A 23,532-nucleotide genomic window follows, 5' to 3' on the forward strand; every position below is an offset into this window, starting at 1 on the left:
TTCCCGCCAGGTCGATGAAGCGTCTCGATGCCATTTTCGGGACGAGCCTGCTCTGATCGCCGGGAGGCTTTCGCTGGCGACCTTCGATCTTCCCGGCCAGCCAAAACGCCAGGTTGATACCTGCCGACACCCGGCTGCGGCAATGACCTTCTCCCTGATCGCATGACGTACGCGCCGACGCGACGGGCTGGCTCGTGGCGGCTGGAGAGCGAGCGCCGCGGAGCGAACGATTGAAGTCGAACAGTTGGTGACGACGCCCGGCGTCGCAATGCCGCTTCGAACTACTTCTCCCGGCAAGAAGGCAACGATAGGAACGTTCAACGAACTTGATGATTTGCAGCCAAAGCTATTTGTATTGGAGGACGACCATGGCTTTAGACGACAATGAATCCGACGCTCTGATTGGAAGCGACAAGGTTGAAGGCACGGCAGTTTATGGAGCCGACGGCAACAAGGTCGGCACCATCGAACGTCTCATGATCGATAAAACAAGCGGCAAGGTGTCGTATGCCGTTCTCAGCTTCGGCGGTTTCCTCGGCATCGGGGACGATCACTATCCCCTCCCGTGGCAGTCGCTGAAGTACGACACCAATCTCGGCGGCTACGTCACCGGCATAACCGAAAGCCGATTGCAGGGCGCGCCAAAGTATCGCGATGAGGCCAGCTGGAATTGGAATGATCCGGCGGCCGGCCGGTCGGTGAACGACTACTACGGCGTCCCGATCTGATTGCCCTGGCGCGCGTTCGGCTGCCCTTCCACAAGCAGACACGCGGAGCGCGCGCGCCAGTTCGAGCGGTGGCTGCGCACAAAAGTGATTCCAGGCTCTAGGCTGATTTTGAACGACAGGCGGCCAATGACGAAGGGACAGCCCGACTGTGGCCCCGCGGCTGACTAGCTCACTCGGACCCGCGTTTCAGACGAGTGACGAACCGATGGTCGGTCCAAAGCTCGATGAACTCGTGGGCATTCAGATATCCCTTAGCCCGCTCTGTCGCCTCGTCATCACCATGGCTAGTGAACTCATAGGTGGCCCGAGAAACGCCCGCGGCATCGACTGCGAAAGCTACATAAAGTCTGAGCCCTTCAACCATTTTCGTTCAATCGATCGATAGAGCATTCCAGCCCACTTAATACTCGCCTGTTAACTGATCGAATATGCCCCGGGTTCGCCGGGGGCTAGAGCCGGGCACGTTCATTCGCCAACCGCTCTGCCGCGAGCGACGTATTACTAACGACGCTTCGAAGGTACCGTTCCTAACGACTTCTTCATCGCCGATCCGAGCCGACGCTCAATTCGGTTGCGGCTGATGCCGATCTTGTTGACGGCCCCCTTCACCGACGCAGCCGACTTCAGGGTTTTCTTCGCCTCGTAACAATCCTGCCCGCCGGCGACGTGTGCGCCGTCCTGCGACCGCGCGCGATCTGCTTCTTCGCTTCTTTGCCATTCAGACCTTCCAATCGGGCGCGGGTCGCGTGAGCGGTCGAGATTTTTCTCGCCCGATACCAAGGATCGTCACATGGCTGCTCGTAGGCGCGGCCTGCATCGGCCTTGTCTTCTGGCGCGCGGAATCGGCAATGGTTCGTTACCTTGACGATCGGCACGTTCAAGGCAAGCCTTCTCGCGGCCATCTTCATGAAGTTGCGCCATCGCATCGGTCTCACGCTCGTCTTCGCCGGCGCCGGACTGTTCCGGCAAGGAATCCTACTAAGGCTAGGGGGAATTCTTGACGCCGACGTGAGACTTAGTTCGTCCTAGCGTCGAGCGCCGTGCGTTCATTCCTCGCTTCGGCCTCACCGACCGGCGTCGTCTTGCCGCAGTGGTTGCGCATATAGGGTCGCGACGGCCGCCACCTGCGCGTCATTCAATTGCCAGCGAACGCAGGCACGGCCGGGCCGGTGGGCTCCTTGTAGGTCGCCACGCTCTGTGCGCCTGGAGGATCACACGTGACACTGTCGTCGGATCGCCCGTGCTGACTGAGAAGATCCGGCAATGGTAGTTGCAGGCGCTGCACAAGAACATTCACCGATTTGAAAAAATTTGGAAGAGCTGATTTCGCACGACCATCCTATCTGCAAAGTATTCCTGTTCGGGATCGCTGCTCATGTTCTGGAACGAAAGTATTGCGATCGACGGTTTGTCAGGAAGCGGTAGCGATACGTTTCGGTTGAGGGTTTCGCAATCGCTAGTGCAGGTGACGATGCGATGTTGACGCCATCGCTGAATATGTCACCCCATCGATGATGACGTCGCCGATATTGATGCCTATCCGGAAGCTAATTCCACGATGGCTACCCTTGTTGCGCACTTCCATCTCATCTTGAATGGCCATTGCGCAGGTGATGTCATCTACCGCAAACTCCACGAGCATTCCGTCGCCCGTGGTTTTGACGGTCCGTCCGTTATGGCGTGCGATGGCTGGGTCGACAACCTGGCCCCGAACCGTCTTGAGGCCTTCGAGGGTCCCTAGTTCGTCAACGCTCATGAGGCGGTTATAGCCAGCGACGTCAGCCGCCAGCACTGCAGCCAATTGTCGTTCGACACGCTTGCTCGTCACACGAAGACCCCCGCTCGATCTTGCCAATCTGTGCCAGTCCAATCATGGTATAATCGAAGCTACCGCATACGGCCATGCCTTGGTTGCATCAGCCGGCTGCGACCCGCCGGCGGCAGCCGCCGCATGTTGCCGGTTTTTCCCGACATCAGGAACGAACCGGTTCCTGCCACGTTCACGGTCCGAGGCAAAACACGGAGTGGCTGAGATGGGCGCTGGCGATCAGGTCGCATGCATGTCGGTGGTGGCATTGTTCTCGCTTGCACTGATCGTGACATCGAGCCTGTTCGTGCAATCGAGGGCGGCAAAGTATCCGGCGATGCTTGCCGCGCAGCAGGTGCGCGCTCCGTTCTAGCGCTGGCAACCCGCCTCAGCTCGCTCGGACCCGGCAACCATTGTGCGGTGTGAGACAGCGCATCCGGCTGATTGCTTGATCAAAATCCCTTCCACGTCAAAGGCGCGGTCGACGCGCTCTCCTGCTCGCCGCACCCGGCACAATAATTAGCTCCGGCGCAGCCGGGGAACCGCGCCGGAGCCTTTGGGGAAGTTGATTGTGCTCGTTTAAGCAGGTCATCAACTGCCGCCGAGGCAAACCGTTCCCAACCATTTGCATATTTTCCCGACAAAAAGGACGGCGGCAAACCGGATGTTGGCGCAGCAGCAATGGTTCCCACCTGAGGAGATATGAGATGAGACGGCTCGGCAAGACGGCCGCAGCGCCATCCTTGGCGCCAGCTTCCTGGCCACGTCCGCGATCAGCGCATCGGCGGCGATCGCGTGCGCTGGGCGGGTGTGCAGGCACACCCATGAGACCTATGCCTATCCGCGTGAATCCCGCGTCGTGGTTCACGGCAATTGGCGCTGGGGTCGCGCGAGCGGTTCGCGAGCACGAAGGACGCGACTATTGGCGCGGCCGCAACTGGGTGACCTGGTGAGCGTACCGACGACATGATGAGGCCGCCCGCGGGTGGCTTCATGTTTCAGCGCATGCGATCGGCGAGGAACGTTTGCCATTTTCTCCCGTTGATCGGCGCCGGTGCCGATATGCGGTCCGGGATTGCGGTGAAGGTTGTTGATGCCTCTGGTCCGGTATTTTCTGTTTACAGGCGCGACGCTGCTCGGTCTGCTGTTTCTCACCGACTGGTATTTTTCAGCCCCGGCGCCAGTCACCGTCGCTCGCAACGACATCGATCGCACAATCATCCGCATTCGCTCGCAGCACAAATGGCCGGAGGCGATACGCATGGACACGAGCACCCCGCTCCCTGCCGCCGCGCCTGCCCTCCCAGCTTCGGCGGCTGTCGCCGCGCCGCTCCCCGCTGCGCCGCCCGCGACGGTTGCGCAGGTTGATGCGTCGCGGGCAGCTCCGCGGGCGCGCCCCGAGCGCAGCGCGCGACACGCAAAGCCCACCCGGCAGGCGCAGCGCGAGAGACGCCAGCAACTTGCACAGCGCGGTCAGCGCTTCGCGAGCTATCGCGAGCCGGAATGGCAGGGCTGGTCGTTCCCGAACTGGTGAGCCGTGAAGCTCTTGCTTGAAGATTGCCGCTACCGGTGGGTTCGTTTGGCCTGATGAATGCCGCCTGGTGTACGGCAATGAAGAATTGTCGCGTCACTGCACGCGATCAGTTCAATTTATGCAAGGATCAGCCAAGTTCCATTTCGACGGCGATCCGTACCAGGTCTGAGTGGTTCTTCGCGCCGAGCTTCTGCTTGAGCAGCGACGTGGCATTGGCGACAGTCTTGTAGGAGATGCCTAGCGCTGATGCGACTTCGACGATCTTGTCGCCGCGGCCGAGCAACCGCAAGATCTCCAGCTCCCGCGCCGACATCTGCGAGGCGGGGCTGGCCTTGATCGCGGCGCCGGCGAACGCGATCGCCTCCGCGAGATGCGGCGAAATGAACCGCTCGCCTGCCGCGACCTTGCGCACCGCCTTGACGAACAGGCGCGGATCGTCGCTCTTGGAGAGATAGCCTTGCGCCCCCATCTCCACCGCTCGCACCACGAAAGCGGGATCGTCGTTCATGCTGAACATGATAATCCGGGCGACCGGGTCGTCTTTCCGGATCCTGCGCAGCAGCTCGAAACCGGAGACATCGGGAAGCTTGATGTCGATCACGGTCACGTCCGGCCGCTTCTGGGTAAAGGCGCGCAGGCCGGCCTTGGCATCGGCGGCCTCCTCGATCTTCACCGTCTTGTCGGAAGCAAACAGGGACCGGCAGCCCGACACCACCACCGGGTGATCGTCGACGATCAATACTCTCATGGACGATTTGGACGTATCGTGCATCATTCTCTCCCCTGCCTTTGATAGAACTTCGCGCGGAAATTGAAAGAGAAGAATCGCTGAACGGAGCCCGACGTGGCAAGACTCTGGAACAGATTCTGGAACCACCTCTCACTTCGTGCCCGGCTGTTGCTGCCGATGGCTGCGATGGTGGTCGGCGCCTTGCTGCTCGGCGGCCTCGCCCTGCAGATCGTCTCCCCCGAGCAGTTCGAGAATGAAAACGCCCAGGCCGCGCGCTCCGCCGAGCGGGTGGCCAATGCGCTGAATGCCGCGCTCGCAGTTGCCGGCAACCCGCCGCAAACCCTCGACGCATTCGCAGACAAGCTCGGGAGGTCCGAGACCATCGCATTCGTGCCGCCTGGAACGCGGCCGCAGCGCAGCGCGGCGGACCGCCACCACGGCAACATTCCCGCGTGGTTCACTGCCCTGCTCAAGGTTCCCGAGCTCGGCTCCACGCATCCGATCAGGATCGGGGTGACGCATGTCGGGGACATCGTCTTTAGTCCCGATCTGTCGCCGGACATCGAGGAGAAATGGGCGGGCTTCGTTGCGATCGTCTCGTCGAGCTCGGCGCTGATGCTGCTCGCCGCGCTGAGCGCCTATTTCACGACCGGCGCGGCGCTTCGGCCGCTGGCTCAGCTCGGCGCCGGACTGACCCGGATGCGAAACGGCGATTACGATGCCGCCATTCCGCTGGCCGGCCCTCCGGAGATCCGCAAGAGCTGTGCGGAAGCCAATCAGCTTGCAGTAACGCTGAGGCGGCTTAGCCAAGACAATCGGAACCTGCTGCGCAAGATCGTCGCCGTGCAGGACGAGGAGCGCCGCGAGCTCGCCCGGGAGCTACATGACGAGATGGGCCCGCTTCTGTTCGCGATCCGCGCCAACGCTACCGCGCTGTCGGATCCCGAGGCGGAGGGCCCGCCCGAGCCGGGTTCGCCGGCGCATGGCATCCTCAGCGCAGCCGAAGCCTTGCAACAGGCTAACAGGCGCGTCCTGGAGGGACTGAGCCCGCTTTCTGTTGCGGATCTTGGACTAGCCGCAAGCGTACAGACGTTGCTGCGAAACGCCCGATCCCAAGCGCCCGGCCTCCGCGTGACATCCCGGCTCGACGATCGGCTGGATGAGCTCGATGCCCTGCTCTCGCAAACCGCGTACCGCGTTATCCAGGAGGGAGTGACTAATGCGCTCCGGCACGCTCACGCGACCACGATGGGCGTCGCGGCGACCGTCAACGGCGATCAAATCCAGCTCGAGATTTCGGACGACGGCACTGGCCTGCCGCCGGACCTGACCTTCGGGAGAGGCCTGATCGGCATGCACGAACGGGTGCGCGCGCTCGACGGAACGCTGCAGCTGGTCCGCGAGCAAGGCCAGACCATCGTGCGTTGCCGGATTCCACTCCAGAACCATGTCGCGCGATGAGGACGCGTCATCACCGCGAAGACGGGGCGCACCGCATATGCGAAATCTTGCCAAGGGCATCGAATACAAACATGATCCGAACCCGCTTGCCTTCATAGCTCAGATAATCCAGCACCACCCCGTCGTCCTGCGGCGTGATCTCCTCGAGCCCGAAGGCGTCCGCGGCCACCGTAGACAGCTTCGGCCGCCAATAATCCGCCAGCGCGGAACGGCCGCTGATCCGACTGCCCTCGCAGGCACACTCGAGCCGAGCTTGATCGGCATAAAGGTCGAGCAGCGCCTCGAGGTCGTGGCTCCGGCAGCAGTCGAGCCAATCCACCACAGCAGCCATTTCGTCAAAATGATTGGTCAAATCGAACCTCGCCAGCATCAATTGCCTGCTAGGCTTCACGAGCAGCAAAACCGCGTCGGCTGATTGAAGCATGAATGCCGCGCTGGGCTAGTTTCGTCCAGCGCGTTTCAGCATAGAGTATGAAGGCAAGCAATGGCAGACCGACCATCAGGTGGCCAGACATACCAGTGGCGTGGCCCGGTCGACCCGTCGCCCTCGATTGACCAGGCTATCAATGCCGGCTATTGGCTCGAGATAAATGCTTGCGATGCAAGACACCGCGCGCGGTCGACCTGGCCGCACTGCGCCACGTTCCGACCACCAGGGTGCACCATCTCGCCGGTCGCCTGCGCTGCGTGAAGTGAGCACGGCTGGCAAGCGCCTGGCCGCGGAGCCGCTGCAGCTGTGGCAGCGCTGCCCGATCGGAGACGAGCCGTGACCGAGCTCACGCGCCGGGCGCGACAAGGAAGCCGTCCGGGAGAAATGGGACGTCTTTCATGGCGACGTCCGCGTCGGGGCGATCGGACTGCGCACCGGCGTGCCGAACCACGCTGACCAATGGGAATGGAAATGCGGCTTCTATCAAGGCTGCGATCGGTCGACCGGCGGCCCCAGCCTCGACGTTCGACGACGTGCGCGCGGGGTTCGAAGCAGCATGGGGCGAGTTGCTGCCGACCTTGGCCGAGGCGGACTTCCAGGCGCGATCATCGCGACTGGATCGCGCGCAAGCAGGCATGTGGGACCGCGGCGAAAAGCTCCCTTCTCAACAGTCGTCGTCGCTGATGCGCTGTCCCTGCGGCGCGACGTTTGATAGCCACCGTCCGGCCGAAAGCCAGATTCACACCCCTCACATCTATGGTGCGCAAATCGACGATGAAGATGAGGGAAGACCGGCGCTGGGCGGACCCGGAGAAAGGCTGCCCGCCGGATCATGGAGCACGCCCGCGCCTTTGAACCGATCCAGGACGGCTGGATCTACATTGAGAAGATCAACTATCCGATGATCTACCAGGACAAGGCGACGCCGGCCGAATACTGGGTCGGCTCGCAGTACGCCAAGGATCAGGGCTGGCTCGAGTATCACGAGAGCGGGACGTTCGTGAGGATGCTGCAGCCGGGCAAAGACCTGTTCGCCTGACACAGCGCGATCGGCAGAGACCACGCCGGGTGCGCAAAAGCGTGGGCGCGGCGCCGTTCCGACGGCCAGCGCTACCCCTTCAGAGGTATTAAACTTTCTAAGTCTTTGTGCAGACTTACCTTAGCCAGGATTTTGCAGATCCTCCTGGGGCTAGACGGCGCCGTCCGCATGCATTTTAAGCGGGCGGCGTTCGTACATTCTGAGCCGGCGTAAAGCAGCAAGAAGCCCCGACGGGGGCTAGCGGCGTCAGGGCTTCTTCCCGGATACGATCCTCCACGGACCACATCTTCAGCGCGCGACTGGCTGGGAGCGTCGTCGAGTCTATCGGGAAACCTCAGCAATTTAGACCGCTCTCCCGGATTACCTCGACTTGACACGTGTCTAAATTCGATAATGTCTCAGTTTGAATTTTTGTCCCGCTTTGTCACGTTTACAGACGATTGCTCCATCTGCTCGGCCGTAAGACGGTAGCTTTCGGCGATCTTGAGCAGGGTGTCACGGCGGCTTGCGGTGTGTGCCACCATCGCTAGCTGCTCGGCCTCATCGGCCTTGTCGCGAAACCGCTTTGCGCTCTCGTTAAAGCGCCAGGGCACACTTTCGCTGCCGCCGAGCAGATAGTTCAAAGCCATGCGAGCGTGGAGAGAGGCTTGGGGATGGCAGCCGAGTTTCGCAAGCTCCTCTAATGCCCAAGTCAGGTACTGCTCGGCAACGCGAGTATCTGGTTTGGAACTCACGGCTCTACCCTCTGCTCAAAGCGAACCGGCCCAGGATTAAAAACCTACCCCAAGTTATCATCTGCCTATGTTCACAAGTAAACTAACCCGCCCGCCATGCGTTATGAAGCATCACCGGCTAAGGCTTTGCCCGTGGGCGCCGGTGGCTGAGAGACAAAGAGTGCTCCCGCCTGCATTGAGGAGGGAGCGCGGCTATGGCCGATCAGTGCGACATTGCCGAATACCAAGCGTGGCTTCAAAAGCTCGCTGATGAGGCGCGCAGCACAGTTCGGCATTCTATCAAGATTCTGGCCGAGAACACGCCGCCCGACACCTTCATCGGCCGCAAGACGCATGAGCCTTTTCCGCAAGAGCAAAACAGGTATGGCGAAGAAACGGACCGTGGGACCCAACTCAATACGCCAGCTAAGCGGGCGCGAGCCAGGTTGCGTCGGTTGAGTGGTAAACTGAGGCAGATCAAGCTGGAGATGGTGAAGTCCGACAGCAGCCCCGCTCCTCAGAACGTCGATACGAAGGACTAAGGGCGCCCTAAAGAAACGGCCCCAGCGAGTGGGTTTCTCGCTGAGGCCAAGGCGGTTGGATCAATCATGAGATGACAGGCCCAGATCGACGGAGGCCGACGCTTACGATGAGCGCTACGAACGATACCGCCGCCAACGCCATGAAGCTGCGCTCGACGCCGTCGTGGTGACTGAGCCTGAACACTGCGCCAGTGTGCGCCCGAATATTCATTTCCATATTTACTTAGGCATGTCAGAAGTGGTGTCGTAATCGACGCAGAGAACGGCCCCAGCGAGGGGACTGGCTGGGGCCGCGTCGGCGGCCCTGGCGAGGTGCCAGCCGGGCCGCCGCTCGACATGTGCCCCGAGTCTTCGGGGGCAAGAGCCGGAGCACCTTCATTGCCACTTCCGCTCTACCGAGGAGCGGCACGTTGCTAACGACGCTTCGAAGGCGTCGTTCCCAACACCTTCTTCGTCGCCGACCCCGAAGCCTAGGAACGTTACTATGTTCAGCCGCATATAACGGTATGAGTGCCGACGATTATGCGGAGATGGCGGAGCACTATAGGCGGGCCAAGGAGGCGACCAAGGACGATTTCACGCGGCGCTTTCTGGAGCAGATGGAGCGGAGCTTCCGCGTCCTGGCCGCAAGCGAGGCTGTGCTGGAAGGCTCCAGAAGGACGCGGGACGAGCTGGAGAGGAGCCCCAGCAAGGGACCGTCAGACGAGCCGTAACACTACCGATATACTGCGGCCCCGTTTGAGCGCTTCATTCTCCATTGCCCACCTGAAATATATCGGCATTCGCCCGGCGCGTCAGCGCCGGGCTTTTGCGTTGCGGGCCAGCTTGGCCATTCGCAGATGCGAAATAGGCCGCTCAAACGAAAGGCCCGGCCGCGAGGGCCGGACCGTTTAGGACGACCGCTCAGCGTTCGTACACCGCAGGCCGGCCGCACAGCGCGTGCGGTGGTTCAAGACGTTCGCGATGAAAGTTTCTCAAATCTGTGATGGGAATGAAGATCGAACAGCACAGGGCCGTCCAACTGAGGCGGCCTTATCTCAATATGAGCATGGCAAGGCTTGCGACGAGTATGCAGGTGCTCAGTGCTACCGCCGTAAGCGAATGAGCTTTTAGCTGGTCAAGTTTACGTTCCATAGTCCTGCCCATCTGCCCCGTTGCAGTGGGAGCTTAAGTTACAAAGTGAACACTTGTTCCTATGAGCGACTCCAGCAACTGGGGGCAAAAGTGCAATCTGTGCCAACGGCACAATTACGTTTCGGTAGGTCGGAGGGGCCCGGCCAAAAATTTGTAGGTCGGCACCCAAGCTGAGTTCCAGATTTCGAGCGTCGCCCGCACAACGAGCATTCAAAGCTGCTGATCTCCCGGGCCGGGACGCTAGACACTCTCGCATTTCGGTTCCTAGCCTGCATAGCGGGCATAAGTGCCGGCCCGGCGAAGAGGCGTTGACGCAAATGCTATAATTGGCAGTGTCGATTGATTCGAGGCCACCATGAAGACCAACGCGCAACGTCGCCTGCCGCTGCAGGCCTCCCGTCCGGCTTATCGCAGTCTCGAAGGCTGGGCGCTCGGCATGCTGATCGAGCACCACGCCGTGAAGGAGTGCGAGCACCACGGTCATGCCCTCGATCGCAGCGATCCCGATGCGCGGAACCGGGCTCGCGAGGCGGCATGGAGCCAGCCCTTTTCGGGCGCCACGCCGGAAGAGTGCCGGGCCGCAATCGACGAAGTCCTGCGCGGCATCGGAGATAGCTGTCCGGACTGCTAGGCTCTAGGCTTTAGAATGGGCGCTTGTGCGGATCTTCCGTGCGTTGTCTTCGCGCTGTGTCTTGATCCAACCGCGCTCGCTCGCTTCGCCGAAGGCGGCCAGCTTTCATGACGCCGTAGACCAAAACCGCCCCGAGCACAAAGGCGCCGATGAACCAGAGCCACACCATTAGATAGGATGTCTCGCCAAGCATGGTCGCTTCCCTTGGGTTGGTTCCCCGGCAAGCGATCGATGCAACAGGAGGTTCCTATCGGCTGAGGCGCCTAATGTCGCGCTTGGCCACTCCACTTCGCTGACAGTCGTCCTATATTGATACCATTCAGTGTAGGTGGAGTTTGAGTATGGCCCCGCGCGCCAATTGGAAGGGCTTTCTGCGGTTGTCCCTGGTGACGTGCCCCATCGCACTGTTCCCGGCGACCTCTGAATCCGACAAGATCAGCTTCAATCAGATCAACAAGAAGACCGGCCATCGGATCAAATATCTGAAGGTCGACGCCGACACCGGCGAAGAGGTTGACTCCGACGACATCATCAAGGGCTACAAGGTCGATACCGACCGATACCTCGAGGTCACCAAGGAGGAGCTCGAGAACATCGCGCTGGAATCGACCCGCACCATCGAGATCGACGAGTTCGTGCCCAGGAGCGAGATCGACGATCTGTATCTCGTGCGGCCCTACTACATCGTCCCCGATGGCAAGGTCGGCCATGACGCCTACGCCGTCATCCGCGAAACCATCAGATCGCTCGACAAGGTAGCCCTCGCCCGCGTGGTTCTGACCAACCGCGAGCACGTCATTTCGCTTGAGGCGCGCGACAACGGACTGATGGGCATGCTGCTGCGCTATCCCTATGAGGTGCGCGATTCAGCCGAATACTTCGAGGACATCCAGGACGTGAAGATCACGAAGGATATGCTGGATCTAGCCAAGCATATCGTCGAGCAGAAATCGAGCCACTTCGAGCCCGATAAGTTTGAAGACCGCTATGAGCAGGCGTTGCAGGAGCTGCTCGACCAGAAGCGCAAAGGCGAACCGATCGCAGCGACACGAAAGCCCGCGCCGAGCAATGTGTTCAATCTGATGGACGCCTTGAAGCAGAGCATCCAGAGCGGCGGCAAGGCGGCGCCCGCGAAAACGACGAAGGCGAAAAAGGCGCCGGCCAAGCCGAGCCGCAAAGCGGGCTAGTGGACCTCGAGGGCCTGGTTTCGAAGCATCTGTTGGTGGTGGCCAGCCTGATAGCTAGGGCGTGTACTCATAGATCCGTTCCCCGCGTGTGCGGGGATCGCGGGGGTCCAAAGCAGGCGTCGAACGACGCTAAAGTGAGTGTCCGCTAAGGGCCCAGGCCGTGTGAAAATCGCGCAACTCGGGGCGCTGATTAGGTCGCTCAGAGGGCCGGCCTCACGCCCGCATCGCCTCCAGCAATCCGCCCACGCCCACGATCATCATCACGCGCTTCATATTGTAGGCGAGGACGTTGAGCGCCATCTCGGTGGCCACCTTTGGCAGATTTTTCGTGAGAAAGTGTGTTGCTCCCATCCAACACTTCATTGTGCCGAACGGATGCTCCGCTGTCTGACGGCGGACACCCATTGCATTGGGGTTGTGGTCGAGCCGATTCTGAACTCTCTCCAGAACAGCTTCGTGCTCCCAGCGTGAGATGCGGCGCTCGGGGCCTGTCGTGCACTGAGCTTTTAGCGCGCAGGTTTTGCAGGCGCTTGTCCAATAGCGGCGCAGTGTCTTTCCGTCCTCTATGTTCGTATAGTGATAAGTTAGCCGCTCGCCGGCGGGACAGCGATAGACATCGTCGGCAGCGACATAGACGAAGTCCTGTTTGCCGAAGCGGCCAGCAGCTTTGGCGCCCGAAGTCATCGGCTTCGGCAACGTCACCGTGATGTCGGCTTCCTCGCAGGCCTTGATCTCCTCTCCATCGTAATAGCCGCGGTCTGCCACGGCTTCGAGCGTCTCGACAGCCATCTCGTCGCGCGCCCGCCCGGCCATGTTGGCGAGTTGGTGGCGGTCGGTGCCCACGTTGGTCACCTCGTGAGCCACGATGAGATGATGCTGCGTATCAACTGCAATCTGAACGTTGTAGCCAACGATCCCGGTGTCCTTGCCACTTGTCGCCATCGAGCGCGCGTCAGGATCGGTCAGCGAGATCTGCTTGTCCTCGCTCTTCATCATCTCCGCATTGATCGCATTGAGCCGGACGGTCTCCTCTTTGAGCTTCTCGATTTTACCTTTCAACCGCTCAACCTTCGCCTCTGGCACCGCATCGCCGTGCCGATCGGCGGTCTCGAGCTGCGAGAGATAGCGGGCGATGCTCTCGTCGATCCGCTCAAGGCGCCGCTTCATCTTCGCCTCAGTGAAGTTCTTGTCCCGCGCATTGACGGCCTTGAACTTCGATCCATCGATGGCGACGCTCGCTGCAACAAGCAGATCAAGCTTGCGGCACAGCGCGACAAACTCGCGGCAGACCTCACAAATGGCCTTGCCATTGTCCTTGCGGAAATCCGCGATGGTCTTGAAGTCCGGCGCCAACTGCCCGGTCAGCCAGATCATCTCGATATTGCGCTGGCATTCTCGCTCCAGGCGTCGGCTCGACGGCACGCGATTGAGGTAGCCGTAGATGTAGAGCTTGAGCATCATGCCGGGATGGTAGCCGGGTCGCCCCGTGTCGAGTGACTGGACGCCAACGAAGCCGAGCTTATCCAGATCGAGCCCGTCGACGAACACATCAACCGCACGCACCGGATTGTCCTCGGACACGTAGTCGTCGAGCAGTGCAGGGAACAACGTGCTCTGTGCGCGATCAACCCCTTCCACGAATCCCGCCATCGCTCGTCCCCGCCGATTCATCGGAGAATACTAATAGCAGAGGCGGAGTTTTCACACGGCCTGGGCCAGTTGCAGACTGGTCGGCGGTCAAAGGCTAGTCTGGGGTTTCCCGGCTCATTCCGATTGCATGGAATGTCTTTCCGCAAAGGGGTCGACGGCCCGAAGATGTTCACCGATGCCTGCAAGCTCGGCTACGAGGGCGTGTGTCGAAAGATGCGCGCTGCCTTCGAATAGGGGTCGAAGTGAGGCTGGTTGATCATGGGCGGCCTATATTGGCGCGTAAGCGCTGTTCAGCGGCCACCTACCGGATGACAGGGTGATCTGCGAGTCTGCGGTTCGGTTCGACCGTTAGGCTTAGAATGAACACAGTGCATACTGCTATCACGGAGCCGGTGCGGCGGCTTGAGGTCTTCACCGGAGCCGGTCGTCGGCGGAAGTGGAGCAACGAGGACAAGGCGCGGATTGTCGCGGAGATCGTGTCGAGTGGCGACTCGGTGTGTTCCGTGGCACGACGGCATGGCTTGTCACCGCAGCAGCTGTTTGGCTGGCGGCGGCAGTTGCGAGAAGCCGCAGGCGGTCATTTCGAGGCGGACGAAGTACAGTTTGTGCCGGCGGTGGTGGACGCCGTGGTACCGGCGCCCGCTCTTGGCCGTGAGCGCAAAGGAATGCGGTGCAAGGCCAAGCCGGATATCTGGCCGACGTCCTCACAAGGATCGTCAACGGCCATCTAAACAGCGATATCGATCAGCTGCTTCCTTGGGCCTATCGCGCGCAATCCCTCAAAGCCGTGGCTTGAGAACGACGCTTACATTGGCGCCCGCAGAGCGTGGGGACATCAGCCACTCGGCCAGATGAGCCGCCGCTTCGTCGCGCTGGGATCATTTTGAACGAGCGCAGGCAATACTCGAGAGCGAGCGCGGCCCTTGGATCAGCGAAATTCGAACTGAGCCTTGTCGAACAACGGAACCGGCCTGTCGCAGAGCCACCCTTGTCGACAATTACGCGAGCCCCCTGTCTCGGGAATTGCCATCTATTCCAAAAAAATGGCTTCAGCCGAAGGCGCTGAAGCCAAGTCTCCGCTTTGGTCGTCGCCGGCGACGGTAGCGTTCGACGCCGGCAGAGTAAAACCGCCGCTTCATCCTGCCGTTCCTATTGCAACTTATTCCCGCCATGGCCTGCCGAAAAACCCTGCAGCGCAAGGTCGAATTCAAGGAACGGCTAGCTCTTGGAAATGATTAAGCTCACACGGCTGCAACTGCACAGGTGCGATGGACTAAGATGTACAAAGACTCGATCATGGACGAGTTGCGGCAGATTGAACGTGATGTTGTGGAGGGAGAAAAACGGCTCGCGGAGCAGGAGGCGTTGCTGATCGAGTTGAAGCGGTCAAACGAAAGCACCATCAAGGCTCAAGCTCAGTTCGAGATGATGCGAAAAGCTCAACTTGACCGCGAACAGCGTCGACAATGTCTGCTTTCTCTTTTGCATCCGTGATCTAGGCAATTTGCTGCATCTCGCGGGACAGTTACCACCTAAAGAAAATCAGCAGCCCGCCAACGATCCAGAGCGGCGAAAATCCGAGTAACATTGACGTCCAGAACCGCAGTTCTCGTTTGAGCCGGCCGCGAAAGACGACACAGGCATTTCGGAGCCGTTCAACCTGGGTCCGGCTAATCAAGCATGGCGCTGAGCCGCAATACTGAGAAATCCGACGATCAGAGTCCAGTCTCGGCGCTCTTCTGTCATAGCTTGCCTTCACGAAAGCGAACTGCCCAATGCCCCGGGAGAGCACTGAGCCCGATGCCCGTCCCACCTCCTGAGAGCAACCTCCCTTGCAACTCCACAAATTGCCACTTGTTCCTGAAAGTAAAACGGCCTCAGCGCGGTAGGAATCGCTGAGGCCGCGCTTTGCTTACATACTGCGGCGTCAGACGTTGTGGGGCGGGATCAGCGCCTGGCTTGAGAGTAACCCAACTTCGTCAGGCCCGCTCCTATGAAAAGGACGGCCAGAAGGCTTTGGGCGCAATCGGCCTGTGCTGGGGGCGCGTCCTGTTAGGCAGCACAAAAAAGATGGCCCCAGCATCCGGATCATGCTGGGGCCAGGCCAGATCGAGGACCGCTGTCCGCCGAGAAGCAGCGAGCCTGTTTCCAAGGCTGAAACAATACGAAATGAAAGTTATCTGGCCTATTGTTCGGATGCCGCTACTTTTCTGGCTCCACTAGCTAAACGCATATGCGGTCAGGCTAGCGACGAGAACCAAGACACTCAGCGCAGTAACAGACGCAAATGTCCGCTCCACTCCATTCATGCGTTCCATGGTTTTAAGCCCGCTCGTAGGAAGCCGATCGTCGCAGTGTGCAGCAGCGGAGTCATTAACCTTCGTGAATCTCGCGCCGTAATTTGGTTTTGGCGATTGGCTTTCTTGAGAGATCCCCTTCCAATTGCTTGACCATCGCTATTGGCCATCGACCTTCATGTCCCGCAATTGCAATGCGGAGCCCATGGACGTCATCTACAAATACGTGCTCAATTGTGCCGGCTTTCCCATCGGACAAGACGACCCCCTTGCCCACCAACTCTTTTTCGGAAGCATGAAGTTCGGAGAGGATGTTTAAAGCGCGTTTGCTGCAGTCAAAAAACTCGTTCATGGGTACGCAACTATCCTAAATGTAATCTGAAGCTGCGATCGATTTACGCTGGGGTCGAGCGGTAGCCCACGCCATATGAGCGCCACGCTCGAAGACGAGTTTTCTATCATGCGGGCACCGCGTCATTAGCACATGTGAACCGCGCTTATGGGGGCCTGCTGCTTTCTGGCGGGGCGTCTTCGTTCCCCAATTTTCATCACGAATGGAATGAGGAACCTAGTACGCCCATATCCGACGCATTGATCTTGCAAAGTGGCGGGTAGGCCTGGCGCCTATAGGGAATAGCTCGCGCTCGAAGACCAATTGATGGGGGCGATGCAAGGACATCGCCATGAGCACCGATCATCTCGCTGCAATTGCGATTGTACCGCTGATGCCGGCTTGGCCGCCTCCATTCCGTCAGCTCGGTAACCTTTGACAATACGACCGTCACCGGCGGCGCGAATAGCGGCATACGTGAATGCTTTCGTGCCTCAGTCCGGCGGCTAAACACCCTCCAATCAAGGTACCCACCGCCCTGCCGCGCCGCAGCATATCCGCAGCGTTCATCGAGCTCGTATCACTTTCGCCAGGCCGTCCTAGTTGACGGCCGGGCTTTTGCGTTAAACCGAGGCTGCTAGGTCGCGGGTTCGGCAGATAAATTGCGACAAAGGCTCAGGCTCACCGCCGCGACCTGCCTGTTAATGTTGCATTCGGTGCAAAAGAGAACCGCCAATCCGGGTACGGTCGGGCTTGGCGGCTCCGTCCTCTTAGTCGACCGCGAGATCACACCACGAGGCTGAGCTAGCTTAGATCGGTGGCGACGATAGTCGAGACCGGACGCCTACGGTTTCCGCGACAATTGCTCAGCGCTGGGGCATGACAGGGCGCGCCTTGTCGTAGCACTAGCGGAGCGCATTTGGCTCCCCGGATCAGGTAACCCAATCGTTCTATCGGTTGCTATTTTCCCCGGTACTATGCGGCGGCTGCGGCCCGCTCGGACCGGCCGTGTGGCTTGTACAAAACCTAGAGCACACTCGGCTAAATATGAAAGTGAGATAGACCCTCTAGTTCGACGACGAGTTGCCGGCTACGCTCCTTCTCCATTTCGAATGACCGTCCGTTTGATGATCCCGATGGCGAGGAGCTGCTGAACGACGAGGTGGCCTGGCAGAAGGCCGTGATGACGGTTCGCGATGCCGAGTCCAATCTGGATCCCGACAAATCCAATCGTCGGTCGATCGTGGTCAAGCGAGAGGAAAACGCAATCTTTCAGATCGACGTCACCGCCAAGCGCATCGTCTCCCCTTCGAGCTAGCCAGTCGGCTCCAAGTGAAGATAGGCCGGATCGAATCCGGCCAATTCCTCCAATTTATCGTGGTCCAGAATGCGGTAGTGTGGCCGCTCGACTTGCATGATACCTTCTTGCCGCAGTTCCTGCAGCGTGCGGTTGACGTGGACCGTCGAAAGTCCGAGACAATCTCCAAGATCGGATTGCGTAATAGGGAAGTTGAAATCACCGTCGCTCGTTCGACCGACAGCCCTCAATCGACGATGAATTTCGGCGAAAAGGTGGGCCATACGCTCGTCCGCGGACCTGCGGCCGACATTGACGATCCATTCCCTAAAAATCGCCGCGTCAATGAGCGTTTCGCGCCAAAGCGCACCTGTCACATTCGGGCGCTGCTTGCACAAGGCCTTGATCGCTTCATGAGGGATGAAGCCAAGCGTGCAGGGTGTCAGCGTCGTGAAATCGTGATCCATGACGTTGAGGTAGAGGCTCTGCAGATCCGGTATTTCGCCGGGAATGTGCAACGAGAGGACTTGCCGCTTGCCGTCCTGCGTGATTTTTGCACGGTACGCAAATCCTTCGGCAAGCAGGCAAGACTCCTTTGGTCGGCTGCCATCGGCGACAATAATGTGCTGAGCCGGGACTTGGCGTTCCTGGATCGGAAGCTGCTGAAGTGCCTGAATATCATCGCTGTCGAGCCGGTTGGAGGCAGTTAACTTTGTGATCAGGCTAGTCGCGATGTTTGAAGTCATCGGCGTTCTTCCCGCATTGGAGGAAATGAGCGTAGCGCCGGCGGTGAAATGCCTGCTTCGCCAACGGATGATCGGGAGCACGACACTCTCAGCCACCGGCGCCCAATTGATAGTTGCCGATGATGCTTAGATAACAATTGGGGGGACCGCGATGTTCCTCGATAACCTGGCTGAAGCCCGGCAGTCTGAAGGTATGGCCCGATGGAGAAGCCATACTCCAGATTGATCGACCGGCGGCTCGAGCAACTCCGAGCGCACCGCACCAACATCCGGCATTATCGGTGGCTCCTGAAAACGCAGCTTTCCGACTTGGAGCGTCAGTTCATCGAAAGGCGCATCGGCGCGGAGCTCGAAGCCGTGCAACGCGTGGCGTCTGACGTACCCCCCATCGGTACGTGTCTGACGTCTATCCCGACGGCCAGAACATCGGGAAAAGGCCATCCATGATCGACCTTCAAATGACACTTATTCGCGGCAGCGAGAAGATCATCGACCAATACCAGTATCTCCTGGCTACCGCGACCTCGGAACGGGAGCGCGAGCGCTTTCGCCAACGCATCAACGAAGAGCAACTGCTGCTGGACAAGCGTCGGCAGCCTGAGCAACCCGCTCGCGCAACGTGACAGAACGGATGACATGGCCGCATGGGTGAATTGAAGAGCTTGCCCCTGGACGAAGCCATCCGACTTCGCTGGGTCTTGCGGGACATCAGAGCCAGGCGCTTTATCGTCAACCCGCTCGGTCCGGCTGACGTTCAGAATCTCACCCAGATGGGCTACGTCGAAAACATAACATGCTCCCCGTTCGCGGTATGAGGAACAACTCGGCCGTCTTGAGGAAGCGCTAGCGAAGGGTATCAGCGCGGGCGACGGAGAGGCCGCCGAAGCTATCAGGGACCTCGTCGAGACCGTCACCGTTTTCCGCGATCCAGAGCGGCCGGGCGGCGTAACTGTGGAGATCGCAGGCCGGCTAAATGCCCTGCTGGGCGAAAAGGCCTATCCGAACCGCGTCAAAGGAGTGTGGGGAAAGATAGTAGGGGGGAGCGCTACCAACCCACACTGCATCTGTTCTCAGTCAGACCACCAAAGCCGCGCGATGCTGATGCGGCGGCTCCGACAATTGAAATTGGTTCGTCAGCGAAAGTGCCCTGCCCTGCGAAAATTCATGTCGTGCATGTCCGCCTGTCTGACGGGGCACCCCGTTCGAACCTGCTCACATTGCCCGCCGTGGGATTTTTCTTGATCTCCCGGTGCACACGTCGTGCACACGCCACCTTCTAATTGGTTGAAAAAATTGAACTCTCGCTCCAATCCATCATCGGGGCGACGGAGAACAGATAGTCTCGATATTCCAAATAGTTATCCCATCTCTACCATGGACTGGAACAGGAACACGTGCACACATGTGTACTCCAAACCAGTCGGAATTGCGCACGTATGTACCTCATTTGATCTCCCGATGCACATGCAGCGCACACGAAAATCGGGGTGAAGTGCACACGCAATGTCGATCTTTACGAAGCCGAAATCGGGGAGCTGCACGTTCCGACATTCGGTGTGCGCAGCGATCTGGCGAAGCCACCGGCGGGCGGGTTGCGGTCGTCCGGACCTGGGGGAGTCCCTGCCCCGTCATCCGGCGAAAACGACGACCATGACCGATCCCCAGGTTGTCAGCAGAATATTGGAGATCGGATAGGCGGGCGTGTAGCCAAGCACGACCACGGAGCTGCCCGAGCGCTCCTGAATGGCAGCCATCGCGGCCGTGACCGTCTGTGCGCCGGTCAACGCACCGAGCAAGAGGATCGGGTTCATGCGCAACACGAAATGGCCGAAGCAGAAGCCGACGATCTGCGGCAACAGGGTGACGATCATGCCGCCCAGCAGCAGCCCGATGCCCGACTCGCGTATCGCGGCAAGGAAGATCGGCCCGGCATGAATCCCGGTCAGGCCGACGAACGCAGCCAGTCCGAGCGACGTCATCAGGCTGATGGCGCCGTCGGGGATTCGGCCGAAATACGGCAGACGCGTGCGGAGATAGCCGACCAGAAGTCCGGCGAGCAGCGTGCCGACGCTGGTGCTCAGCGAGATCGTGACGCCACCAACCGAAAAGCTCACGAGAACGCCAACGAGGCCGCCGAGGAAAATCGCAAGCCCCAGCACCACGAAATCGATCGTGGTGCTGGGCGCAACGATGACGCCGATATTCTTGGCCGCATTCTGCACCACGGCTTCAGGACCCACGATACGCAGCAGATCGCCGCGCTCCAGAACCGTGCCGGCAGCGATCGGAAGCGCTTCACCACCCCGGCTCACGGAGCGCAGATAAAGGCCGCGCGTCCAGTCTTGTTCCGACGCCTGCTGGAGGCTGCTGCCCGCGAGCTTCGTGTTGATCAAGAACACGTCCGCCGCGACCACGGGGATATCGAGGAGCTCTCGGTCCTCGACCTCCTCCCCGCGCGGTCCGATCAGCTCGACGATGATCTGGCGCGGCGCCGACAGCGCGACGACATCGCCTGCCGCGAGCACCGTTGCAGGCTCCGCCTCGAGGATGCGCTCGCCACGGCGGATGCGGTGGATGAACACGCGCTGCCCAGGCACGCGGGCTTCGGTCGCGGCAACCGTCAGCCCAACGATCGCAGCGTGAGCATCCAGCCGGTAGGCGCGCAGTTCGAACTTGCGCCAGGCCGACGCGAGGCCGGGCTTGGCGCGCGTGATGCCCAGGGCCTGTTCCAGTTTGAGCGCTTCGGTCTTCAGATCGATCTTCAGCAGCGCCGGAACGACAATCGTGCAGAATGTGATCACGCCGGCATAGCCGAAGATGTAGCAGACCGCATCCGCGACCGCGATGTGCGAGACAAACAACGCGCGCTCTGCCTCGGACACAGGCAGGGAATTGACCGCATCGGTCGCCGTACCCATTGCAGCGCTCTGGCTGAGCGCCCCCGACAGGAGCCCGGCGGCAAAGCCGGGGTCGAGCCGCAGCGCGCGTGCCACGACGATCGCCGCCGCAAGGCCGGTGAGGCTCACGACAACGGCTATCAGCATCGGCTTCAGCCCGTCGCGCTTCATCGCCAGCACGAATTGCGGACCGACCGAATAGCCGACCCCGAACAGGAACAGCAGGAACAGGAACGATTTGGTCATGCTTGAGACGGGCACATGCGCAAAATCGCCGACCGCGAGCCCCGCGAACAACGCGCCCGTCACCGGGCCAAGACTGAAAGCGCCGATCCTGAAGCTCCCGATCCAGTAGCCCGCCGCGATCACCAGGAACAGCGCGAGCTCCGGATAACGAACGAGAAATTGCGCCAGCCAGGTCAACATCGTCTCAACACGGTCCCGGGCCGCGGCTATGTCATCATCATCACCAGCACCATGCCCCAGATCGTCAGCAGCGTGTTTCCGACCGCGTAGGTGACGGTGTAGCCAAGACCGGGAATCTGGCTCTTCGCGCGGTCGTTGATCATGCCCAGCGAAGCGGTCGTGGTGCGCGCGCCGGAGCAGCATCCGAGCAGGATCGCGTCGTGGAAGCGGAACACGTATTTGCCGACAAACATCGCCAGGATCAGCGGCACGGTGGTCACGACGACGCCCCAGAGGAACAGGCTGAAGCCGAGCTTTTGCAGGCCGGCGACAAATCCCGGGCCCGAGGAGATTCCGACCACGGCAATGAAGACGTTCAGGCCGACCGAGTTCATGAACCACACGGTGGGTGACGGGATGCGGCCGAAGGTCGGATGCACGGATCGAAGCCAGCCGAAGAACAGACCTGAGATCAACGCGCCGCCGGAGGTGGACAGCGTGAGCGGCACACTTCCGATCTTGTAGACGAAGGCGCCGACAAGGGCGCCGATCGCGATGGCGGCGCCGATGAACGCGACGTCGGCAACGTCGGTCGCGCGATCCGGCCGGCCCAGCAGCCTTGTGGTGGCGGCGACATCGGACGTGCGGCCGACCAAGGTGAGGATGTCGCCCCGATTGATCTTGGTGTTCGGCAGGATCGGAATCTCGGTCGCGATCGCGCCCCGGGCGATCCTGCGCAGGAATACGCCGCGCGCGCCCGGTTCCTTCGCCAGCTGCTCCAGCGTCTTGCCGTCGACGTCCTTGCTGGTGACGTAGACATCGACGCCTTCGATCGGCACCGCCAGCAGCTCGCGGTCGTCAACCTCCTCGGCCTGCTCGCCGATCAGCTGCACCAGCACATCGCGGCGCCCGGCCACGGCGACGACATCGCCGGCATGAATCACGGTGTCGGAGGTCGCCTCCACGATCTTTCCGCCCCGCCGAAGCCGGAGAACGAAGATGCGATGATCGGGAATCAGCGCCTCGGCCTGCTCGACCGTCTTGCCGACGACCGGCCCCCGCTCGCTGACGCGGTAGGCACGCAGGTCGAACTGGTGCCAGGCCGTGCCCGGGCCGCCCAGCTCCTTCTTGCCGCCATGCTCCTCCTCGTATTTCTTGCACGCGGCTTCAAGGTCGATGCCGAGCAGCGCGGGCCCCAGCAGCGCCAGCACGATCGCCGACCCAACCGTGCCGAAAATATAGGTCACGGCGTAGGCGACCGGCATGGCATCGAGCAGCTTCTTGGCTTCATCTGCGGGCAGACCAAGGCGATTGATGGCGTCGGTTGCGAGGCCCATCGACGCAGAAATCGTCTGCGAGCCGGCATAGAGCCCGATGGCCGATCCGACGTCGTAACCGGCGAGCTTGGCGCCGAGATACGCAGACAGCAGACAGAAGACACAGACCACCGCCGCGAAAACCGCCTGCGGAACGCCGTCCTGCGCGATGCCGCGCACGAATTGCGGTCCGACACCGTAACCGATTGCGAACAGGAACATCAGGAAGAAGAACGGCTTCAGCGGCCCCGAAATGGTGATTCCGATCTGGCCGATGATGACAGCGGCGACCAGTGTCGCGGTGACCGCGCCCAGTCCAAGACCCTTGTAGGTGAAGGATCCGAAATAGTAGCCAAGAGCCAGCGAGAGGAAGATCGCAATTTCGGGATAAGTGCGGAGCGTCTGGAAGAGCCAATCGATCATGATGTCACCCGTTCATGCTGTCCCGGGGCTTCGGCGTGCGCCCGCTTCGATCTCGTCAGGGCCGAAAACGGCGAGCAACCGTATCGGTCGACATCAGATGGCGGCTGGCGAGCAGGATGTTGATCTATGTCAACCGCAACTGCGAGAGCCTTGCGATTTCATGATCTTGCCGACACTACGCATGTGCTGCGCACCTGCATCGTGAGCGGCGATCCGTCGCAGCGATCGCATCGC

Annotated in this window: 23 protein-coding genes and 2 pseudogenes; 15 read left to right on the top strand and 10 right to left on the bottom strand. The window is 60.5% G+C overall.

Translation table 11 applies throughout. The features are described 5' to 3' along the window. Positions 1-368: 368 nt before the first annotated feature. Positions 369-728 carry a PRC-barrel domain-containing protein gene (locus JEY66_RS27895; protein WP_016843840.1) on the top strand — a complete coding sequence of 120 codons (360 nt, stop codon included), beginning with the start codon at positions 369-371 and terminating at the stop codon, positions 726-728. A 623-nt stretch (positions 729-1,351) separates the two neighbouring features. Here JEY66_RS27895 and JEY66_RS27905 read toward each other — a convergent pair. Continuing rightward, complete coding sequence (locus JEY66_RS27905; protein WP_157183448.1) at positions 1,352-1,636, bottom strand: hypothetical protein; 285 nt, start codon at positions 1,634-1,636, stop codon at positions 1,352-1,354. A 548-nt stretch (positions 1,637-2,184) separates the two neighbouring features. Further along, positions 2,185-2,556 (bottom strand): nucleotidyl cyclase domain-containing protein, encoded by a 372-nt coding sequence (locus tag JEY66_RS27910; RefSeq protein ID WP_026192608.1) that lies wholly within the window; start codon positions 2,554-2,556, stop codon positions 2,185-2,187. Positions 2,557-2,761: 205 nt separating this feature from the next. On the opposite strand from JEY66_RS27910, the gene JEY66_RS27915 reads away from it, so the two are divergent. After that, positions 2,762-2,908, top strand: coding sequence for a hypothetical protein (locus JEY66_RS27915; protein WP_016843837.1), 147 nt, complete (start codon positions 2,762-2,764; stop codon positions 2,906-2,908). A gap of 717 nt (positions 2,909-3,625) precedes the next feature. Continuing rightward, positions 3,626-4,069, top strand: coding sequence for a hypothetical protein (locus tag JEY66_RS27920; protein WP_129964975.1), 444 nt, complete (start codon positions 3,626-3,628; stop codon positions 4,067-4,069). Positions 4,070-4,196: 127 nt separating this feature from the next. Here the strand turns inward: JEY66_RS27920 and JEY66_RS27925 are convergent, their stop codons facing one another. Next, entirely contained in the window at positions 4,197-4,841 is a 645-nt protein-coding gene (locus tag JEY66_RS27925; RefSeq protein ID WP_026192607.1) for a response regulator transcription factor, read from the bottom strand. A gap of 72 nt (positions 4,842-4,913) precedes the next feature. Between JEY66_RS27925 and JEY66_RS27930 the strand changes: the two genes are divergently transcribed. After that, positions 4,914-6,260 carry an ATP-binding protein gene (locus JEY66_RS27930; RefSeq protein ID WP_244620788.1) on the top strand — a complete coding sequence of 449 codons (1,347 nt, stop codon included), beginning with the start codon at positions 4,914-4,916 and terminating at the stop codon, positions 6,258-6,260. Positions 6,261-6,270: 10 nt separating this feature from the next. On the opposite strand, the gene JEY66_RS27935 is transcribed toward JEY66_RS27930, so the two are convergent. Next, positions 6,271-6,630 carry a nuclear transport factor 2 family protein gene (locus JEY66_RS27935; protein ID WP_016843833.1) on the bottom strand — a complete coding sequence of 120 codons (360 nt, stop codon included), beginning with the start codon at positions 6,628-6,630 and terminating at the stop codon, positions 6,271-6,273. A 159-nt stretch (positions 6,631-6,789) separates the two neighbouring features. On the opposite strand from JEY66_RS27935, the pseudogene JEY66_RS45490 reads away from it, so the two are divergent. Beyond that, positions 6,790-7,030 (top strand): annotated as a pseudogene (locus tag JEY66_RS45490) (hypothetical protein); the annotation flags it as partial. Positions 7,031-7,522: 492 nt separating this feature from the next. Then, positions 7,523-7,729, top strand: coding sequence for a hypothetical protein (locus JEY66_RS27940; protein ID WP_018271019.1), 207 nt, complete (start codon positions 7,523-7,525; stop codon positions 7,727-7,729). A gap of 398 nt (positions 7,730-8,127) precedes the next feature. Here JEY66_RS27940 and JEY66_RS27945 read toward each other — a convergent pair whose 3' ends face one another. Continuing rightward, the gene (locus tag JEY66_RS27945; RefSeq protein ID WP_125459372.1) at positions 8,128-8,463 is read right to left on the bottom strand and encodes a hypothetical protein; all 336 of its coding nucleotides are present in this window, start codon (positions 8,461-8,463) and stop codon (positions 8,128-8,130) included. Positions 8,464-8,657: 194 nt separating this feature from the next. Here JEY66_RS27945 and JEY66_RS27950 point away from each other — a divergent pair, with 194 nt between their 5' ends. The 4 genes from JEY66_RS27950 to ku all read left to right on the top strand — a co-directional run bounded on the left by JEY66_RS27950 (position 8,658) and on the right by ku (position 11,936). Next, positions 8,658-8,984, top strand: coding sequence for a hypothetical protein (locus JEY66_RS27950; RefSeq protein ID WP_018271017.1), 327 nt, complete (start codon positions 8,658-8,660; stop codon positions 8,982-8,984). A 506-nt stretch (positions 8,985-9,490) separates the two neighbouring features. After that, on the top strand, positions 9,491-9,697 hold the full coding sequence (locus tag JEY66_RS27955) for a hypothetical protein (protein WP_018271015.1): 207 nt from the start codon (positions 9,491-9,493) through the stop codon (positions 9,695-9,697). A 776-nt stretch (positions 9,698-10,473) separates the two neighbouring features. After that, complete coding sequence (locus JEY66_RS27960; protein ID WP_018271013.1) at positions 10,474-10,749, top strand: hypothetical protein; 276 nt, start codon at positions 10,474-10,476, stop codon at positions 10,747-10,749. Between the two features lie 341 nt (positions 10,750-11,090). Next, complete coding sequence (gene ku, locus JEY66_RS27965) at positions 11,091-11,936, top strand: non-homologous end joining protein Ku (RefSeq protein ID WP_018271011.1); 846 nt, start codon at positions 11,091-11,093, stop codon at positions 11,934-11,936. Positions 11,937-12,149: 213 nt separating this feature from the next. On the opposite strand, the gene JEY66_RS27970 is transcribed toward ku, so the two are convergent. After that, a complete protein-coding gene (locus JEY66_RS27970; protein WP_018271438.1) occupies positions 12,150-13,586 on the bottom strand; it encodes an IS1182 family transposase in 1,437 nt (478 codons plus the stop codon). A gap of 359 nt (positions 13,587-13,945) precedes the next feature. Between JEY66_RS27970 and tnpA the strand changes: the two genes are divergently transcribed. From tnpA to JEY66_RS27985, 3 genes and pseudogenes are all read left to right on the top strand, one after another. Further along, positions 13,946-14,317, top strand: a complete 372-nt coding sequence (tnpA, locus tag JEY66_RS27975) for an IS66-like element accessory protein TnpA (protein WP_018271008.1) — start codon at positions 13,946-13,948, stop codon at positions 14,315-14,317. Beyond that, positions 14,275-14,382: pseudogene (locus tag JEY66_RS27980) on the top strand (transposase domain-containing protein); the annotation flags it as partial. The gene tnpA and the pseudogene JEY66_RS27980, both read left to right, overlap by 43 nt. A 482-nt stretch (positions 14,383-14,864) precedes the next feature. Beyond that, a complete protein-coding gene (locus tag JEY66_RS27985) occupies positions 14,865-15,080 on the top strand; it encodes a hypothetical protein (RefSeq protein ID WP_018271007.1) in 216 nt (71 codons plus the stop codon). An 879-nt stretch (positions 15,081-15,959) separates the two neighbouring features. Here the strand turns inward: JEY66_RS27985 and JEY66_RS27990 are convergent. After that, positions 15,960-16,235, bottom strand: coding sequence for a photosystem reaction center subunit H (locus tag JEY66_RS27990; protein ID WP_075969240.1), 276 nt, complete (start codon positions 16,233-16,235; stop codon positions 15,960-15,962). 1,162 nt (positions 16,236-17,397) lie between these two features. Here JEY66_RS27990 and JEY66_RS45720 point away from each other — a divergent pair. Then, complete coding sequence (locus JEY66_RS45720) at positions 17,398-17,532, top strand: hypothetical protein (RefSeq protein WP_256438838.1); 135 nt, start codon at positions 17,398-17,400, stop codon at positions 17,530-17,532. Here the strand turns inward: JEY66_RS45720 and JEY66_RS27995 are convergent. Continuing rightward, positions 17,529-18,257 (bottom strand): Crp/Fnr family transcriptional regulator, encoded by a 729-nt coding sequence (locus tag JEY66_RS27995; protein ID WP_016844137.1) that lies wholly within the window; start codon positions 18,255-18,257, stop codon positions 17,529-17,531. The genes JEY66_RS45720 and JEY66_RS27995 overlap by 4 nt on opposite strands. Positions 18,258-18,700: 443 nt before the next feature. Here JEY66_RS27995 and JEY66_RS28000 point away from each other — a divergent pair, with 443 nt between their 5' ends. Next, positions 18,701-18,880: a hypothetical protein gene (locus JEY66_RS28000; RefSeq protein WP_018271005.1), complete on the top strand. Its 180-nt coding sequence runs from the start codon at positions 18,701-18,703 to the stop codon at positions 18,878-18,880. 1,005 nt (positions 18,881-19,885) lie between these two features. On the opposite strand, the gene aspT (JEY66_RS28005) is transcribed toward JEY66_RS28000, so the two are convergent. Further along, complete coding sequence (gene aspT / locus JEY66_RS28005) at positions 19,886-21,580, bottom strand: aspartate-alanine antiporter (RefSeq protein WP_018271004.1); 1,695 nt, start codon at positions 21,578-21,580, stop codon at positions 19,886-19,888. Positions 21,581-21,606: 26 nt separating this feature from the next. Beyond that, positions 21,607-23,298 carry an aspartate-alanine antiporter gene (aspT, locus tag JEY66_RS28010; RefSeq protein WP_016842241.1) on the bottom strand — a complete coding sequence of 564 codons (1,692 nt, stop codon included), beginning with the start codon at positions 23,296-23,298 and terminating at the stop codon, positions 21,607-21,609. Positions 23,299-23,532: the final 234 nt, after the last annotated feature.

It is taken from the genome of Bradyrhizobium elkanii USDA 76, assembly GCF_023278185.1.
Lineage (GTDB): Bacteria > Pseudomonadota > Alphaproteobacteria > Rhizobiales > Xanthobacteraceae > Bradyrhizobium > Bradyrhizobium elkanii.

Excerpts from the sequence above, each read along its gene's own strand:
- JEY66_RS27935 (WP_016843833.1), bottom strand. The coding sequence starts at position 6,630 with ATGCTGGCGAGGTTCGATTTGACCAATCATTTTGACGAAATGGCTGCT.
- JEY66_RS28000 (WP_018271005.1), top strand. The coding sequence starts at position 18,701 with ATGATCGACCTTCAAATGACACTTATTCGCGGCAGCGAGAAGATCATC.
- JEY66_RS27915 (WP_016843837.1), top strand. The coding sequence starts at position 2,762 with ATGGGCGCTGGCGATCAGGTCGCATGCATGTCGGTGGTGGCATTGTTC.
- JEY66_RS27995 (WP_016844137.1), bottom strand. The coding sequence starts at position 18,257 with ATGACTTCAAACATCGCGACTAGCCTGATCACAAAGTTAACTGCCTCC.
- ku (WP_018271011.1), top strand. The coding sequence starts at position 11,091 with ATGGCCCCGCGCGCCAATTGGAAGGGCTTTCTGCGGTTGTCCCTGGTG.
- JEY66_RS27970 (WP_018271438.1), bottom strand. The coding sequence starts at position 13,586 with ATGGCGGGATTCGTGGAAGGGGTTGATCGCGCACAGAGCACGTTGTTC.
- JEY66_RS27960 (WP_018271013.1), top strand. The coding sequence starts at position 10,474 with ATGAAGACCAACGCGCAACGTCGCCTGCCGCTGCAGGCCTCCCGTCCG.
- JEY66_RS45720 (WP_256438838.1), top strand. The coding sequence starts at position 17,398 with ATGACGGTTCGCGATGCCGAGTCCAATCTGGATCCCGACAAATCCAAT.
- JEY66_RS27925 (WP_026192607.1), bottom strand. The coding sequence starts at position 4,841 with ATGCACGATACGTCCAAATCGTCCATGAGAGTATTGATCGTCGACGAT.
- tnpA (WP_018271008.1), top strand. The coding sequence starts at position 13,946 with ATGAACACAGTGCATACTGCTATCACGGAGCCGGTGCGGCGGCTTGAG.
- JEY66_RS27985 (WP_018271007.1), top strand. The coding sequence starts at position 14,865 with ATGTACAAAGACTCGATCATGGACGAGTTGCGGCAGATTGAACGTGAT.
- aspT (WP_018271004.1), bottom strand. The coding sequence starts at position 21,580 with ATGTTGACCTGGCTGGCGCAATTTCTCGTTCGTTATCCGGAGCTCGCG.
- JEY66_RS27905 (WP_157183448.1), bottom strand. The coding sequence starts at position 1,636 with ATGAAGATGGCCGCGAGAAGGCTTGCCTTGAACGTGCCGATCGTCAAG.
- JEY66_RS27990 (WP_075969240.1), bottom strand. The coding sequence starts at position 16,235 with ATGAACGAGTTTTTTGACTGCAGCAAACGCGCTTTAAACATCCTCTCC.
- JEY66_RS27895 (WP_016843840.1), top strand. The coding sequence starts at position 369 with ATGGCTTTAGACGACAATGAATCCGACGCTCTGATTGGAAGCGACAAG.
- aspT (WP_016842241.1), bottom strand. The coding sequence starts at position 23,298 with ATGATCGATTGGCTCTTCCAGACGCTCCGCACTTATCCCGAAATTGCG.
- JEY66_RS27950 (WP_018271017.1), top strand. The coding sequence starts at position 8,658 with ATGGCCGATCAGTGCGACATTGCCGAATACCAAGCGTGGCTTCAAAAG.
- JEY66_RS27955 (WP_018271015.1), top strand. The coding sequence starts at position 9,491 with ATGAGTGCCGACGATTATGCGGAGATGGCGGAGCACTATAGGCGGGCC.
- JEY66_RS27940 (WP_018271019.1), top strand. The coding sequence starts at position 7,523 with ATGGAGCACGCCCGCGCCTTTGAACCGATCCAGGACGGCTGGATCTAC.